The 14,851-nt window shown below is 70.4% G+C and carries 15 protein-coding genes; 10 read left to right on the top strand and 5 right to left on the bottom strand.

The window, feature by feature from the left end; translation table 11 throughout:
• The first annotated feature begins 74 nt into the window (after nucleotides 1–74).
• The 6 genes from ACEXHE_RS08710 to ACEXHE_RS08685 all read left to right on the top strand — a co-directional run bounded on the left by ACEXHE_RS08710 (nucleotide 75) and on the right by ACEXHE_RS08685 (nucleotide 5,845).
• Nucleotides 75–836 carry a VIT family protein gene (locus tag ACEXHE_RS08710; RefSeq protein ID WP_091695738.1) on the top strand — a complete coding sequence of 254 codons (762 nt, stop codon included), beginning with the start codon at nucleotides 75–77 and terminating at the stop codon, nucleotides 834–836.
• Nucleotides 837–1,016: 180 nt separating this feature from the next.
• Nucleotides 1,017–2,060, top strand: a complete 1,044-nt coding sequence (locus ACEXHE_RS08705) for an NAD(P)-dependent alcohol dehydrogenase (RefSeq protein WP_356967604.1) — start codon at nucleotides 1,017–1,019, stop codon at nucleotides 2,058–2,060.
• Nucleotides 2,061–2,223: 163 nt separating this feature from the next.
• Nucleotides 2,224–2,988, top strand: coding sequence for a LamB/YcsF family protein (locus ACEXHE_RS08700; protein WP_374785505.1), 765 nt, complete (start codon nucleotides 2,224–2,226; stop codon nucleotides 2,986–2,988).
• The gene (locus ACEXHE_RS08695; protein WP_374785504.1) at nucleotides 2,985–4,592 is read left to right on the top strand and encodes a 5-oxoprolinase/urea amidolyase family protein; all 1,608 of its coding nucleotides are present in this window, start codon (nucleotides 2,985–2,987) and stop codon (nucleotides 4,590–4,592) included. Before ACEXHE_RS08700 ends, ACEXHE_RS08695 begins: the two co-directional genes overlap by 4 nt.
• A 137-nt stretch (nucleotides 4,593–4,729) precedes the next feature.
• Nucleotides 4,730–5,500, top strand: coding sequence for a LysE family translocator (locus ACEXHE_RS08690; protein WP_374785503.1), 771 nt, complete (start codon nucleotides 4,730–4,732; stop codon nucleotides 5,498–5,500).
• A gap of 54 nt (nucleotides 5,501–5,554) precedes the next feature.
• The gene (locus ACEXHE_RS08685; protein WP_374785502.1) at nucleotides 5,555–5,845 is read left to right on the top strand and encodes a Rho termination factor N-terminal domain-containing protein; all 291 of its coding nucleotides are present in this window, start codon (nucleotides 5,555–5,557) and stop codon (nucleotides 5,843–5,845) included.
• Between the two features lie 141 nt (nucleotides 5,846–5,986).
• Here the strand turns inward: ACEXHE_RS08685 and ACEXHE_RS08680 are convergent, their stop codons facing one another.
• Both ACEXHE_RS08680 and ACEXHE_RS08675 read right to left on the bottom strand, forming a co-directional pair.
• Nucleotides 5,987–6,988, bottom strand: a complete 1,002-nt coding sequence (locus ACEXHE_RS08680) for a DNA topoisomerase IB (protein ID WP_374785501.1) — start codon at nucleotides 6,986–6,988, stop codon at nucleotides 5,987–5,989.
• Nucleotides 6,988–7,935, bottom strand: a complete 948-nt coding sequence (locus tag ACEXHE_RS08675) for a Ku protein (RefSeq protein ID WP_374785500.1) — start codon at nucleotides 7,933–7,935, stop codon at nucleotides 6,988–6,990. The genes ACEXHE_RS08680 and ACEXHE_RS08675 overlap by 1 nt, the downstream gene beginning before the upstream one ends.
• Nucleotides 7,936–8,050: 115 nt before the next feature.
• Here ACEXHE_RS08675 and ACEXHE_RS08670 point away from each other — a divergent pair, with 115 nt between their 5' ends.
• Genes ACEXHE_RS08670 through ACEXHE_RS08660 form a run of 3 tightly spaced genes read left to right on the top strand, consistent with a single transcriptional unit; the run spans nucleotide 8,051 to nucleotide 11,531 of the window.
• Nucleotides 8,051–10,756: an ATP-dependent DNA ligase gene (locus ACEXHE_RS08670; protein ID WP_374785499.1), complete on the top strand. Its 2,706-nt coding sequence runs from the start codon at nucleotides 8,051–8,053 to the stop codon at nucleotides 10,754–10,756.
• Nucleotides 10,744–11,289 carry a DUF6328 family protein gene (locus ACEXHE_RS08665; RefSeq protein WP_356967255.1) on the top strand — a complete coding sequence of 182 codons (546 nt, stop codon included), beginning with the start codon at nucleotides 10,744–10,746 and terminating at the stop codon, nucleotides 11,287–11,289. Before ACEXHE_RS08670 ends, ACEXHE_RS08665 begins: the two co-directional genes overlap by 13 nt.
• An 8-nt stretch (nucleotides 11,290–11,297) precedes the next feature.
• Nucleotides 11,298–11,531: a hypothetical protein gene (locus tag ACEXHE_RS08660; protein ID WP_091695751.1), complete on the top strand. Its 234-nt coding sequence runs from the start codon at nucleotides 11,298–11,300 to the stop codon at nucleotides 11,529–11,531.
• On the opposite strand, the gene ACEXHE_RS08655 is transcribed toward ACEXHE_RS08660, so the two are convergent.
• A complete protein-coding gene (locus ACEXHE_RS08655) occupies nucleotides 11,513–11,869 on the bottom strand; it encodes a DUF2809 domain-containing protein (RefSeq protein WP_374785498.1) in 357 nt (118 codons plus the stop codon). The genes ACEXHE_RS08660 and ACEXHE_RS08655 overlap by 19 nt on opposite strands.
• A 114-nt stretch (nucleotides 11,870–11,983) precedes the next feature.
• Entirely contained in the window at nucleotides 11,984–13,021 is a 1,038-nt protein-coding gene (locus ACEXHE_RS08650; RefSeq protein WP_374785497.1) for an Lrp/AsnC family transcriptional regulator, read from the bottom strand.
• Nucleotides 13,022–13,044: 23 nt separating this feature from the next.
• Here ACEXHE_RS08650 and ACEXHE_RS08645 point away from each other — a divergent pair, with 23 nt between their 5' ends.
• On the top strand, nucleotides 13,045–13,239 hold the full coding sequence (locus ACEXHE_RS08645) for a hypothetical protein (RefSeq protein WP_374785496.1): 195 nt from the start codon (nucleotides 13,045–13,047) through the stop codon (nucleotides 13,237–13,239).
• Nucleotides 13,240–13,261: 22 nt separating this feature from the next.
• Here the strand turns inward: ACEXHE_RS08645 and ACEXHE_RS08640 are convergent, their stop codons facing one another.
• Nucleotides 13,262–14,785 (bottom strand): gamma-aminobutyraldehyde dehydrogenase, encoded by a 1,524-nt coding sequence (locus ACEXHE_RS08640; protein ID WP_374785495.1) that lies wholly within the window; start codon nucleotides 14,783–14,785, stop codon nucleotides 13,262–13,264.
• Nucleotides 14,786–14,851 lie beyond the last annotated feature (66 nt).

The raw sequence follows: 14,851 nt of genomic DNA, 5'->3' as shown, positions 1-14,851 counted from the left end.
GGGACCCGCCTGCCAGGTGAGGACAGCCTGACCTTGCTGGCGCGTCCTGGTGCGGCGGGAGGACACTGATCGCCATGAGCAGCGCACAGACCTCCACTCCCGCCTCAGCCGACCACGCAGAGCGGTCCGAACCGCACAGCAACGGCGACGGCGGCAGGAACCTGGCCCAGAAGTTGAACTGGCTGCGCGCCGGGGTGCTCGGGGCCAACGACGGGATCGTCTCCGTGGCCGCCACCGTGGTGGGCGTGGCCGGGGCGACCACCGGCAACGGACCGGTCATGGTGGCCGGTGCGGCGGCGGTGATCGGCGGGGCGATCTCCATGGCGCTGGGCGAATATGTCTCGGTGTCCTCCTCCTCGGACAGCCAGCAGGCGCTGATCGCCAAGGAACGCCAGGAGCTGGCCGAGGACCCTGAGGGTGAGCTCGAAGAGCTGGTGCAGATGTACCAGGACATGGGTCTGAGCGCGCCGACCGCCCGTGCGGCCGCAGAGGAGATGACCGAGAAGGACGCCCTGGGTGCGCATCTGCGTGCCGAGATGAACCTGCACGAAGACGAGGTGCTCAGCGCGTGGGCCGCAGCCGGAGCCTCGTTCATCTCCTTCCTGATCGGAGCGCTGCTGCCGTTCCTGGCGATCATCCTGACCCCCGAGCCGATCCGCATCCCGGTCACCTTCGGCATCACCCTCGTGGCGCTGGCCCTCACCGGTGCCGTGGGCGCGTGGCTGGGGCAGGCCAGGGTGCTGCCGGCCACCCTCCGTGTGGTGGTGGGCGGTGCGCTGGCACTGGCCGTGACGTTCGGCGTGGGTGCCTGGCTCGGCGCCTCCGGGGTGGTCTGACCCGGCTCCGGACGGGCGGGAACCGGGCTGAGAGCAGCCGCTGTGAGCCCGTCCTTGTGCGTGTCCGCCCCGGCCTGTAGAGAAGACAGTGACCCTCACGGAACGGTGCGGGTCACTGTGCCGGGTCGGTTCGGCCGGGCATAGTCATCCCCTCGCAAGGAGCTGATCATGACCGAGACCATGCGCGCTGTCGTCTTCGAGAACTTCAAGACCTTCCCCTCCCTGAAGGACGTGGAGAAGCCCACCCCCGGACCCGGCGAGGTCCTGCTCAAGGTCGCCGGCGCCGGTGCCTGCCACTCGGATGTGGCCATCTTCGAGGACTTCGACGAGAACAACCCCGCCGGCCTGAAGCCCGAGTTCACCCTCGGCCATGAGAACTCCGGCTGGGTCGAGGAGGTCGGCGAGGGCGTCACCGGGTTCGAGAAGGGCGATGCCTACCTGGTCTACGGCCCCATCGGCTGTGGCCGCTGCAAGGCCTGCTCGCGCGGTCAGGACACCTACTGCGAGAACGCCGCCACCAACCCGTACCTGGCCACGGGGCTGGGCCGGGACGGCGGCATGGCCGAGTACATGACCGTGCCCGCGCGCAACCTGGTGCCCCTGGGCGAGGCCGACCCCATCAACGCCGCCCCGCTCTCGGACGCTGCGCTGACCCCGTACCACGCCATCAAGCTCTCTCTCGGACACCTGGACGGCGGCGGGAAGTTCGCCCTGGTGATCGGCCTGGGCGGTCTGGGTCTGATCGCGGTCCAGATCCTCAAGGCCCTCACCGGCGCCACCATCATCGCCACCGACATGAAGGAGGAGGCGATGGCCGAGGCCGAGAAGCTCGGTGCCATCACCGTCCCCGGAGGCGAGGACCAGGTGGCCAAGATCCGTGAGATCACCGGGGGCCGTGGCGTGGACGCCGCCTTCGACTTCGTGGGCGTCACCCCCACCATCGGTGCCGCCATGGGTGCGATGGCCGTGCAGGGTCGCCTGACCGTGGTGGGCATCGCCGGTCAGCCGCACTCCTGGTCCTTCTACACCGCCCCCTACGAGGTGGAGCTGACCAGCACCTACTGGGGCACCATCGAGGAGCTGCACGAGGTCGCTCAGATGTACCGCAACGGCCAGATCGTCCCGCAGGTCACCCGTTACACCATGGACCAGGCCCTGGAGGCCTACCAGGCACTGGTGGACGGGAAGATCTCCGGCCGGGCCGTCGTCGTCCCTCATTCCTGAGGCACGCTGAGGTGAGGGAGGTGAGGGGCCCGACGACGGCCGCTCACCTCCCACAGGTGGGCGCGGGCCTCAGTCACTGTTATCTCAGGCATGACGCACATCAGTGAGGCTTGGCACCGCAGACTACGCTCAGAGGCGTCGTCACAGCGCCCAGGAGGAGCACATGGCCCAGCAGATCGACCTGAACGCGGACCTGGGTGAGTCCTTCGGCACGTGGACTCTGGGGGACGATGCCGCCGTGATGCGCTCGATCTCCAGTGCGAACATCGCCTGCGGGTTCCACGCCGGTGACCCCCACGGGATGGCCCGAACCTGCCGGGAGGCCGTGGCCGCCGGGGTGGGCATCGGGGCGCATGTGGGGTACCGGGACCTGGCTGGGTTCGGACGGCGGTTCCTGGACGTGGACCCGGCCGAGCTCGCCGACGAGGTGCTCTATCAGATCGGGGCCCTGGACGCCCTGGCCCGGGCCGCCGGCGGACGGGTCTCCTACGTCAAGCCGCACGGTGCCCTGTACAACGCGATCGTCCACCATGAGGCACAGGCTCAGACCGTGGTGGACGGGGTCAAGGCCTTCGGCGGGGACCTGCCCCTGCTGGTGCTGCCCGGCTCGGTGGCCGCCGAGCGTGCCCGGTCCGCCGGGCTGCGAGCGGTGGGCGAGGTCTTCGCCGATCGCGGCTACACCCCGGAGGGCACCCTGGTCCCTCGGCGTGATCCCGGAGCGCTCCTGCAGGACGAGTCCGAGGTGGTGCGGCGCATGGTTCGCTGGGTGTCCGGGGGGACGCTGACCGCGGTGGACGGGTCCGAGGTCCGGGTGGAGGCTGAGAGCATCTGCCTGCACGGGGACACCCCTGGAGCCGTGTCCCTGGCGGCAGCGGTGAGATCCGGGCTGGAGGACGCCGGGGTGGCCGTCCGCTCGTTCGTCCCGTGAGTGGGCCCGAGCCGCGTAGCGTCCGCTGGGCGGGAACCCGCGCCCTGCTCGTCGAGTGCGTAGGCCTGCCCGACGTCCTCGCCCTGCACGCCCATCTCGCGGCCCACCCCCTGCGCGGTCAGCTCGAGGCCACCGGCGCCGCGGGGACCGTGCTGGTCACCTTCGAGTCCGTAGAACGTGCCAGGGCCGCCGTCGGGACGCTGCGCGAGCTGACCCCGGACGCCGCCCGCGACCAGGACGCCCGTGCCGTAGAGATTCCGGTGGTCTACGACGGTGAGGACCTCGCCGAGCTGACCCACCTGACCGGCCGCAGCGGCGAGGAGCTGATCGCCGCCCACAGTGGCACCATCTGGCGTGCGGCGTTCGGCGGCTTCGCACCCGGGTTCGCCTACCTGACGCCGGAGCCGGGCAGCCCGTGGGAGGGGATCGACGTGCCCCGCCGGTCCAGCCCGCGGACCGCCGTGCCCGCCGGGTCCGTGGCCGTGGCCGGCGGCTTCTCCGCGGTCTACCCCAGCCGTTCGCCTGGCGGATGGCAGCTGATCGGACACACGGATGCCGTGCTCTGGGACCTGCACCGCGACCCGCCCGCCCTCATCCGTCCCGGCGATCTCGTGCGGTACACGGCCGTCCGCGAGCGTGTGGAGATCAGCTCCCCGCCTCAGACCCCCCACGTCCCGACGACGGCCGCCTCCCCAGGTGCCTGGGCGGCGGGAGCGCTGGTGGTCGAGGATCCGGGGCTGCAGTCGCTGGTCCAGGACCGCGGGCGGTCCGGCCTGGCCGACCTGGGTGTGGGAGCCTCCGGTGCGGCAGACTCCCGATCGGCCGCGCTGGCCAACCGCCTGGTGGGCAATCCCTCCGGTCCGGCGCTGATCGAGTGCACGCTGGGCGGACTGCAGGTGCAGGCGGTGGGAGAGCAGATCGTGGCGTTGACCGGTGCGCCCGCTGCCGCCACCGTGGTCTCAGCGGAGGAGTCGCCGGACCAGTGGGCCCCGCACGGTGAGCCGTTCGTCCTGGCCGACGGGCAGCGCCTGATGCTGGAGGTGCCCGCTGCCGGGCTGCGCACGTACCTCGCCGTGCGCGGGGGAGTGGAGGCTGCGCCCGTGCTCGGCTCCCGGTCCACGGACGTGCTCTCCGGCATCGGCCCGTCACCCCTGATGCGGGGCACCCGCCTGCCGGTGGGCACCCTCGGTGAGGGAGCCGCCGTCGGGCATCCCGAGCCGATGCCGGACCTGCCGGCGGCCGGGGAACTCACGGAGCTGCGCGTGGTGCTGGGGCCGCGGGAGGACTGGTTCACGAAACGGAGCCGGGAGGCGTTCGTGGGGCAGGAATGGGAGGTGTCCAGTGCCTCGAACAGGGTGGGCGTGCGGCTGATCCCGGTGGAGGGCGGGACGGTGCTGGAGCGCTCGCGGGGCGGCGAGCTGGCCAGCGAGGGGATGGTGCTCGGGGCGTTGCAGGTGCCTCCGTCCGGGGAACCGGTGCTGTTCCTGGCCGACCATCCGGTGACCGGCGGCTACCCCGTGATCGCGGTGGTGGTGCCGGAAGACCTGCCGTTGGCCGCGCAGCTGCCGCCCGGTGCGCGCGTGCGGTTCACCCCCCATCGTTGATCCAGAACCAGTGGCGACCATGACCCCTGATGCCCGCCACTGCTTCTGGCTCAACGCAGGGGACGAGTGCGCGGACGCCCCCTGCAGCGGTGGCATCATGGGCGAGCACCCATCATCAGCGACTCGGGAGGAGGACCATGACGCTCACAGCGGTGCTGCCGATCGTGGCCGCCTGGATCGTGGCGATCGCCTCCCCGGGGCCGGACCTGCTGATGATCCTGCGGCTGACCTCCGTGCGGAACGGTGGCGGGAGCGAGGATGCTGGAGCGGCCGCACGCGCTCGCGGACTGGCCGCCGCGCTGGGGATCATGACCGGCAACCTGCTGTGGATGACCGGTGCCGCCTTGGGCCTGGGAGCCGTGGTGGCACTGTTCCCGGCGGCGCTGCCCGTCCTGAAGATCTTGGGCGGGGCGTTCCTGGTGTGGATGGGCGTGTCCGGGCTGCGCGGGGCGATGCGGACGTCAGCTGCGCAGGCCGCCTCCGGCGGGGGCAGCGACCCGTCAGACCTGCTGCGACCCGTCAGACCGGACACCGTGATGACGAGTCGCAGAGATGCTGACAGACACCGAGGGGGTGTTCTGACCGGGAGCGGAGCAGGCCTCGGGGCCGCCTACGCCACCGGAGTCGCCACGAACCTGGCCAACCCCAAGGCGCTGATCTTCTTCACCGCCCTGTTCGCCCCGTTCATGAGTGCGGGCTGGCCGCTCGGTGAGGTCGCGCTGCTGCTGGGCGTGCTGATGGTGATCGGGGTGGCCTGGTTCTGCGGGTTCGCCCTGTTGGTGACCAGTGCCGCGGCCGAACGCTGGCTGGGGCGGCACTGGAGCCTGATCGAGCAGCTGACCTCGTGGGCGTTCGTGCTGATCGGGGCTGGGTTCCTGGTCAACGGCGTGCTGAGCCTGGTCGACTGACCCCTCCGCCCCGACCCCTTGCCAGGCCCGCCGGCGCGCGAGAAGACTGACCCCATGGCTGAGAAGAAGAGCTCATCGAGCAAGGACTCCGACGCACCGCAGATCAAGGACCCGGAGGTCTACGAGGCGGTGCGCAAAGACGGTGCGAGCAAGGAGAAGGCGGCCCGGATCGCCAATGCCGCCGCGCGCGACGGGCGCAAGAAGATCGGCGAGCGCGGGGGCGAGTCCGAGTCCTATGAGGACTGGACGGTCGAGGAGCTGAAGGACCGGGCCAAGGAGCTGGACCTGACCGGCTACTCCGATCTGACCAAGGACGAGCTGATCGAGAAGCTGCGCAACCACTGACGCCCTGGCGGCGCACTCCGGTTCAACGCCGAGCCAGAAGCAGTGGTGAGCATCGGCCCTGATGGTCACCACTGCTTCTGGCTCGGCGTGTGTGTGGGGTGGGACGGGGAACGGGGTACGGTCGCGAACGCCCGAACCCGCTCAGTCCCCGCCGAGCAGCTTCAGCAGTGCCTGGTCCGGCTGCCCGCGCAGCTCCACCACCTTGCCCTGTTCGAACAGGTCGATCACGCGCGGGTTGACGTACGCCTCCCGCGCCACCGTGGGGGTGTTGTGCAGCAGCTCGGCGGCGGCCTCCACCGCCACCTTCACGGCCTCGGGCGAGGAACTCCCGCTCTTGTGGGCGCGGGCCAGTGACCGGGCGGCGGCCAGGGTGCCCTGCCAGGTGCGGAAGTCCTTGGCGGTGAACTCCAGCCCGGCGATCTCGGTGAGGTAGTCGTTGATGTCCTGCGCGGAGACGCCTTTCCACTCCCGCCGCCGTCCGTTCTGCACCGGGTAGCAGACTGCCGGGGCCGTGCGCGGGGTCTGGGGCGCCTCGGAGAAGAACTGCGCCAGGGCCGCGTCCTTGAGCACCAGGTCCCATTCGCTGGCGGACTTGCCCCGGAAGCTCAGATGCACGTGCGGGGCATCCACCTCCACGTGGCGCCGCTGCAGGGTGGAGGCCCCGAACGCCTCCAGCTGCCCCTTCTGCTCGGATCCGCCCACGCGCAGGGAGCCCTTGTCCATCAACCGGACCGCCGCCGCCAGGGCGCGCCGGCGAGGGCCGTCGTCGTGCTTTCTCTTGCCGCTGGGGGCCTTGAGGTCCTTGGTCACGGCACTGCGCAGCGCGGGCAACGTGGCGGCGAACGCCAGCGACTTCTCGAACTTGGCCGCATCCTGCTTGCGACGCCAGTCGGGGTGGTAGAGGTACTGGGTGCGCCCGGCCTCGTCCACGCCGGTGGCCTGGATGTGCGCCTTCTCCTCCCGCGCGATCCACACATCACTCCACGCCGGCGGGATCACCAGCGCACGGATCCGCTCCAGGATCTTCTCGTCGGTGATGCGGCGTCCGTTCGCGCCCTGGTACGTGAAGCCCTTGCCCGCGCGGCGCCGCGTGTACCCGCCCTCACCGGGGGTGACCGAGACCAGGCCCACGCTGCGGGGCATCAGGCACTCTTCTTCTTGGCCGGCTTCTTGGCGGAGGTTCCGGACTTCTTGGCGGAGGTTCCGGACTTCTTGGCCGCCGGCTTCTTGGTTCCCGACGACGTCCCCACCTCGGTCTTCTCGCTGGACTTCTCGCTCTTCCCGCGCTTGCGGTCCAGGGAGGCCTTGAGCGCCTCCATCAGGTCGATGACATCGGCGTCCTCGCCGTCCCCGTCACCGGAGCCGTCCTTGGCGTCGACGGTCTCGCCGAAGGTGGCGGCGGTGTCCAGAGTGTCGCCGACCTCGAGCTTGGCGTCGATCAGCTTGCGCAGCTCCACCTGGTACTCGTCCTCGAACGCCTCCGGGGTGAAGTCCGAGGCGTACTGCTCCACCAGCGCGGCCGAGAGCTTGAGCTCCTTATCGCCGATCTTCGCGCGGGACTTGGTCCCGGGGAAGTCCACGTCCCGCACCTCGTCCGGCCAGAGCATGGCCTGCAGCAGCAGGACCTTGCCGCACACCCGCAGGGCTCCCAGCCGGGTCTTCTGGCGCAGGGCGAAGGTGACGATCGCGGTGCGGTCGGTGTCCTGCAGGGTCTGACGCAGCAGCAGGTAGGACTTGGGGGACTTGCCCTCGGGCTCCAGGTAGTAGCTGCGCTCGAGCATGATCGGGTCCACCTGCTCCGAGGGGACGAACTGGACCACCTCGATCTCATCGTTGTCGGACTCGGGGAGGGCCTCGAAGTCCTCGTCGGTCATCACGACCGTGTCCCCGTCCTCCTCGAAGGCCTTGTCGATGTCCTCGTACTCGACTTTCCTGTTGCACACCTCGCAGCGTCGCTCATACCGGATCCGGCCGCCGTCGGCGTTGTGGACCTGATGGAAGTGGATGTCATGGTCCTCCACGGCGCTGTACGCCTTCACGGGGACGTTGACGAGACCGAAGGAGATGGATCCTGACCACACTGCGCGCATGGCGATCAGCCTAGGCCCCGGCGGCCAGCGGTGGGAGAGGCTGGGGCGGACGGTGTGGGGACGCGCACCGCAGACGGGGCTGACCACGCAGGCGTGCGGGGCTAGTGTTCCGAGCATGGCGCGCGCAGACAGGTCCGGCAGGCAGCGGTTCCAGGTGGGGGAGCGGACGCTGTCCGTGTCCAGCCTGGACAAGGTGCTCTACCCGGAGACGGGGACCACCAAGGCCGATGTCATGCACTACTACCTGGTTGCGGCCGAGGTGCTGATCCCGCAGGTCGCGCGGCGGCCGGTCACCCGGAAGCGGTGGGTGGACGGCGTGGGGACCGAGGAGAACCCGGGCGAGGTGTTCTTCCGCAAGGACCTGGAGGACTCGGCGCCGGACTGGATCCCCACCGGGCGGATCCAGCACTCCGAGCGCACCAACACCTACCCGCTGGCGCAGGAGCCGGCCGTGCTGGCCTGGTTCGCCCAGGTGGCGGCCCTGGAGCTGCACACCCCGCAGTGGCGGTTCGGCCGCAACGGCCAGCCCCGCAACCCGGATCGGCTGGTGCTGGACCTGGACCCCGGGGAGGGTGTGGGCCTGGCCGAGTGCGCCGAGGTGGCCGGATGGTGCCGGGAGGTCCTGGACGGGATGGGCATGGAGTCCTTCCCGGTGACCTCCGGCTCCAAGGGCATCCACCTGTACGCCGCCTTGGACGGGAAGCACAACGCGGAGGCGATCTCGAAGGTCGCACACGAACTGGCCCGCGCCCTGGAGGCCGACCACCCGGACCTGGTCATCTCCAGCATGAAGAAGGCCGACCGCGCCGGCAAGGTGTTCCTGGATTGGAGCCAGAACAGCGGCGCCAAGACCACCGTCAGTCCCTATTCCCTGCGCGGCCGATCCCGTCCCTGGGTGGCCGCCCCGCGCACCTGGGAGGAGCTGGAGGACCCGGACCTGACCCAGCTGGAGCTGGACCAGGTGCTCGAGCGGGTGTCCAGCGGGTTGGATCCCATCGGCCCGCTGGGCTGGACGCCGGACGGTGATGCGGACGCTGACTCTGACGCGGATGGGGAGACAGACGCCCCGGACGCCGTCCCCGCCCAGACCTTGGACCGCCTGGCCACCTACCGCTCCATGCGCGACCCGGCCAAGACCGCCGAACCCGTCCCCGCCGAGCCCCCCGCACCCCGCGAGCAGGCCGAGGGGGAGCTGCCCACCTTCGTCATCCAGGAGCATCACGCCCGGCGGCTGCACTGGGACTTCCGCCTGGAGCACTCCGGTGTGCTGGTCTCCTGGGCAGTGCCCAAGGGACCACCGCTGGACCCGGACACCAACCGCCTGGCCGTGATGACCGAGGACCACCCCCTGGAGTACGGCACGTTCGAGGGCACCATCGCGAAGGGCGAGTACGGTGCCGGCGAGGTCACCATCTGGGACTCCGGGGTCTACGAGCGGGAGAAGTGGCGCGAGGGCAAGGAGGTCATCGGCGTCCTGCACGGCCGTCCGGACGGTGGCCTGGGCGGCGTCCCGCGTCGCTACGCGCTGATCAACGCTCCTGGGATGGGCGGTGAGAAGAACTGGCTGCTCCACCTGATGAAGGACCAGCCAGAGCCCGACGACGGCCCCTCGCCACCGGTGCCCCAGGAAACCTCCCAGCGGACGCGGGGGAAGCAGAAGCAGCGGAAGGACACGTCGGCAGCGAAGACCCCCGCCGCGTTCACACTCGACGACCTGCCCGCACCCATGCTCGCCACTGCAGGGACACCCGCGCAGGTCCAGCACGCCGTGCGCGATGGTGAGGACTGGGCGTTCGAGATGAAGTGGGACGGCTACCGGGTGATCGCCGGGATCGGCCTGGGTCCTGACTCGGGCGGCACCGTGGTGCTCTCCAGCCGCAACGGCCAGGACCTCACGAACCGCATCCCGGCCCTCAGCGGCCCCGGCGGGCTGGCCGAGGTGTTGACCGGGGAGGCGCGCGAATTGGGCGGGGCCGTGCTGGACGGGGAGCTGGTGGCGTTGGACGAGCAGGGCCGGCCGGACTTCGGACTGCTGCAGGCGGTGCTCGGGGACAGCTTCCGCAACGGGCCGGGAGGCCGCACCCGGTCCCGCGCCCGACGCACTGCCGCCGAGCAGGCCGAACTCGATCGCCTCCGCGAAGAGACCGAGCTGCGCTACATGGTCTTCGACATCCTGTATCTGGGACCTCCCGGTGCTACGGACGGTGATCGCCGATCCCTGCTGCGCACCCCCTATGGCGAGCGTCGGGAGATCCTGCGTGACGTCGTCGGGAAGGCGGTGGAGGACGGGGCAGGGAACGGGACCGTGGCCGTGCCACCGGCCCACACCGGGACCCTCGCCCAGGCGGAGCGGGCCAGCCGCGAGCTGGGGCTGGAAGGCGTGGTGGCCAAACGGATGGACGCCGTCTACCTGCCCGGGCGGCGGGGGAGCGCGTGGGTCAAGCTCAAGACCCAGGCGCACCAGTCCGTGGTGGTGATCGGGGCGCGGGAAGGCAAGGGCGGACGGGCCGGAGGGATCGGGTCCCTGCTCACAGCCGTCCCGGGGGACGACGGTGAGCTGCGGTACGCCGGGCGCGTGGGGACCGGTTTCAGTGCCGCGCAGCTGAAGCAGATCGAGAAGGAGCTGCGGAGGCTGGAACGGAAGACCCCGCCCGTGGAGGATGTCCCGGTGGAGGACCAGGCCGATGCCTGGTGGGTCAGACCGCAGCTGGTCGGCGAGGTGTCCCTGGCCGGGCGCACTCGTGAGGGACGATTGCGGCAGGCGGTCTGGCGCGGCTGGCGCCCGGACCTGAGCGTGGAGGACGTGGCGTGGGAGAACTGAAGAAGGTCCTGGCCGGCGAGGCCGACGTGCCGGACACCGGCGTGATCGAGACGGTCCAAGGGCATCCGGAGGCCCGGCGGAACGAGACCGCGTTCGAGAAGCTGGACCGCAACTGGGGCGACCTGCTGCAGGAGCTGCGCGTGATGCAGACCGGCACGCAGATCGTCACCGCGTTCCTGATCATCCTGCCGTTCCAGTCCCGGTTCGAGGAGCTGGTGGGCGGACTGGAGGGCTGGTACGTGGCCCTGCTGATCAGCGCCGTGCTGCTCACGGTGCTGATGCTGATGCCCGTGGTGGCTCACCGCCGCTACTTCGGGCGGCAGATCAAGAACCAGACGGTGGCCTGGGGCAACCTGTTCGTGAAGATCTGCCTGGCCGGACTGGCCCTGCTGCTGATCGGCTGCGTCACCTTCATCACCCACCTGGTGCTGCCGGACGTGATCGGGTGGATCGTGGCCGGCGCCACGGCCGTGGTGATCATCGCGGTGATGACCCTGCTGCCCCCGCGCAGCAGCGTGCCGGTGCAGGAATGAGGAGTGAGATGAGTCAGAAGGCGTACAGCGTGACCAGCGACCGGACCGGACTCGGGCTCGGATACCGGATCGGGTGGCGGCTGTCCTACATCGCCACGTCCATCTACGGCTCCGCCGACCGCCAGGGCACACTGGACCCCCGCAGCCAACTGCGCCAGGAGCGGGCCCGCCGGCTGATGGACGGCTACCGCGAACAGGGCACTGAGCCTCCCACCGAGCTGCGTCAGCTCCTCGGCGGCTGACCAGCCGGCCGGGTTCGGCTGAGCACCGCGTCCGCCAGCGCCGCCAGCACCACTCCGGCGGCGTAGGCCAGCAGGTCAACAGGCACGAACGTGGTGCCCAGGACCAGGCGGACGAGCGGCCACTGCTGGGCCAGCTCGGCGGGGATCCCGGTGGCCTGGAACAGCTCGATGGCCGCGCACAGGCAGAATGCCACGACGACGGTCACCCACCGCGGCCGTCTGGGCAGCAGGAACGCCACGGCCAGGTAGACCATCACGGCGTACAGCACATCCCCGGCCGGCCCCGCCCACGCGGCATCCACGAGCGTGCGGATGCCCAGCCCCAGTGCGATCGTCACCACTGCGGCCAAGGCCAGCCCGGCCCGTCTGCCCACCCCACGCGATGGCGCGGGGCGCTGAGAAGGTGACGGGCCGTCGACGGGAACCCCTGGTGTCCTCACGAGGTGTCGGACTCAGTCCAGCGGCAGCTGCGGCAGGACGAACTCGCCGCTGTTCAGTCCCTGCTGGTCCAGGACCCATCCCATGCGCTTGACCGGACGGAGCGAGACCACGGACTGCTGGATGGAGATCTCCGGCGCGCAGGACTGGATGAACTGCTCGGCCTCCATGATCTCGGCGACGTTCTTGAGCCACATCACCACCAGGAAGTTGGCGTCACCGGTGATCGAGGCGACCACTCGGGTGCGGGAGTCCTCGGAGAGCCGGGCCGCCGCTGCGGCGTGATCGGCGGCGCTGAGCCGGGTGAACCACTGCACGGTCAGCGGATGCCCGGAGAGTGACTGGGCCAGGTCGCACCGCAGACGGATCGCCCCGCTGGCCAGCACCTTCTGCAGGTGACGGCGGGCCGTGGCCGGGTGCAGTCCCGTGGAGCGGGCGATCTCCGCGGCAGAGGCGCGGCCGTCACGCATCAGCACCTGGGCCACCGCCCAGTGCTCTTCGGTCAGCCCCGACCGGCGCGGAAGGGACTTGGCCTCGGCAGCGGCGGCGGCCTGAGCCCGTTCGACCTGCTCGGGAGAGAGCACCTTCAGACGCCAGCTGTCCCCGGTGGAGTGCAGCTGCGAGGCGAGCAGCACGCGCAGGCCCTTCACCCCCGGGACCCGTGAGATCTTCTCCTCCACCAGGGTGCTGAGTTCCGCCAGGTTGCAGGCCGTCACCGTCAGGCCCAGATTGTGCTCAGCGGAGAAGGACTCCACCGAGACCACCTCGGGCATGGCCACCAGGGCCGCCAGGGTCTCCGGGATCAGATCCGAACGGCTCTCCAGCTCGATGAACGCCAGTCCCGCCGGACCGGGGTCGATCTGGATCTGGGCGGTCATCCAGGCCGCGCCGGACTCGCGCAGCCGGTCCCAGCGCACGGCCAGCGTGGTGGGGTGCGTGCCCAGGATCTCGCCGGCCTCACCCCAGGTGATGCGCGGTGCGAACTGGAGGAGGTTGATCAGGGAGAGGTCCAGAGGGCTCAGCTCCGGCAGTTCGGCGGCCGGATCGGGCATGGGGGACTCCTTCGAGACGATCGGTGCTCGTTGATGAGCATAGTGACCGCACTGTGGCGGTGGCGGTGTTCGGCGGGACAGCCCCGTACCTGCAGAACTGGATCAGCATCACCTACTCGGTCACCGCCTTCTCCATGTACGTGATCGGGTTGCTGCTGATCTCCACGGGGGTCGCCCTCACCCTCCCCGAGACCCGGGCCCGGGACCTCACCGCCTGACCGCAGGCGCGGATCAGCCGCCTCAGCCCCGGAACACGGCCTCGTGCCAGAACCGGGTGGGGTGGGGGTCGTGGTTCGCCAGCACGTGCTTGACCTGGGTGTACTCCTCCAGGGAGAACACGCTCATGTCCTTGCCGAACCCGGAGGCCTTGTACCCGCCGTGCGGCATCTCCGAGGTGATCGAGATGTGGTCGTTGAGCCACACACAGCCGGCCTGGATCTCCGCTGAAGCGCGGAAGCAGCGATTCACATCCTTCGACCACGCGCTTGCGGCCAGACCGTAGGGGGTGTCATTGGCCAGCTCGATGCCCTCGTCGTCCGTCTGGAAGGGCAGCACCACCAGCACCGGACCGAAGACCTCGTCCTGGACGATCTCCGAGTCCTGAGCGGCCCCGGTCACCAGGGTGGGCGGGTAGAACGCCCCCGACGACGGCACCTCACCCGGCTGTCCGGGTGCGGACCCAGCCTGGCCGGCTCCGGGGAGCATCCCTCCGGTCACCACGGTGGCGCCGGCCTCCACGGCGCGGGTCACCATGCCATGCACACGGTCCCGGTGCTCGTGGCTGATCAGGGCGCCCAGGTCCGTCTCCGGGTCGGAGGGGACTCCCATACGCACACCGGCCATCAGCTCTGCCACACGGGCCACGAACGGCTCGTAGAGATCGCCCTGGACGTAGGCGCGGGTGGCCGCGGTGCAGTCCTGACCGCCGTTGATGAGGGAGCCGGCCACCGCACCGCGAGCGGCGGCCTCGAGGTCGGCGTCGTCGAACACCACGAAGGGCGCCTTGCCGCCCAGCTCCAGGTGCACTCGCTTGCCCTGCTCCGCGGCGATCCCCATGATGTGCCGGCCCACTGCCGTGGACCCGGTGAAGGAGGTCATCCGCACCTGGGGGTGGCGCACCAGGGCCTCACCCGCCACCGGGCCGGTGCCGGTCACGATGTTGATCACCCCGGCCGGGATCCCGGCCCGGGTGGCCGCCTCAGCGAACATCACCGAGGTCCCCGGGGTCATCTCGGAGGGCTTGAGCACGATCGTGTTGCCGGCGGCCACCGCGGGCAGGATCTTCCAGGCGGCCATCTGCAGGGGGTAGTTCCACGGGGAGATCGAGCCCACCACGCCGATCGGATCGCGCCGGACCATGGAGGTGGTGCCCTCGATGTAGCTGCCGGCGGAGACGGCCTGCAGGCTGCGGGCCTGCCCGGCGAAGAAGCGGACGTTGTCGATGGAGCCCGGGACGTCGAACTCGGTGGCCAGGCGCAGGGACTTGCCGGTCTGGGCCGACTCCAGCGCGGCCAGATCCTCGGCCACCTGCTCCAGCTCACCGGCCCAGGCGAGCATCAGCTCCGAGCGCTCCACCGGGGTGGTGCGTGACCAGTCAGCGAATGCACGCTGTGCCGCCGCCACCGCCTCGGCCACGTCCTCCGCCGAGGCCAGGTCCACGGTGAATCCGGTGTCCCCGGTGGCGGGGTCTCGGCGCTCCAGCGTCCCGCCGCGTCCGGTGCGGCGCTCGCCGTCGATGTACTGGAATCCGGTCTGCTCGGTCATCGTGGTGTCCTCCGGGATAGATGGCTGGGTCAGTGGTGGTCTGGGGTGGACGGAATCGCTCGATGC

This window comes from Micrococcus sp. IITD107, assembly GCF_041927415.1.
GTDB lineage: Bacteria > Actinomycetota > Actinomycetes > Actinomycetales > Micrococcaceae > Citricoccus > Citricoccus terreus.
Note: the sequence above shows the minus strand (reverse complement) of the source record. Positions and strands in the feature narration are given on the sequence as shown.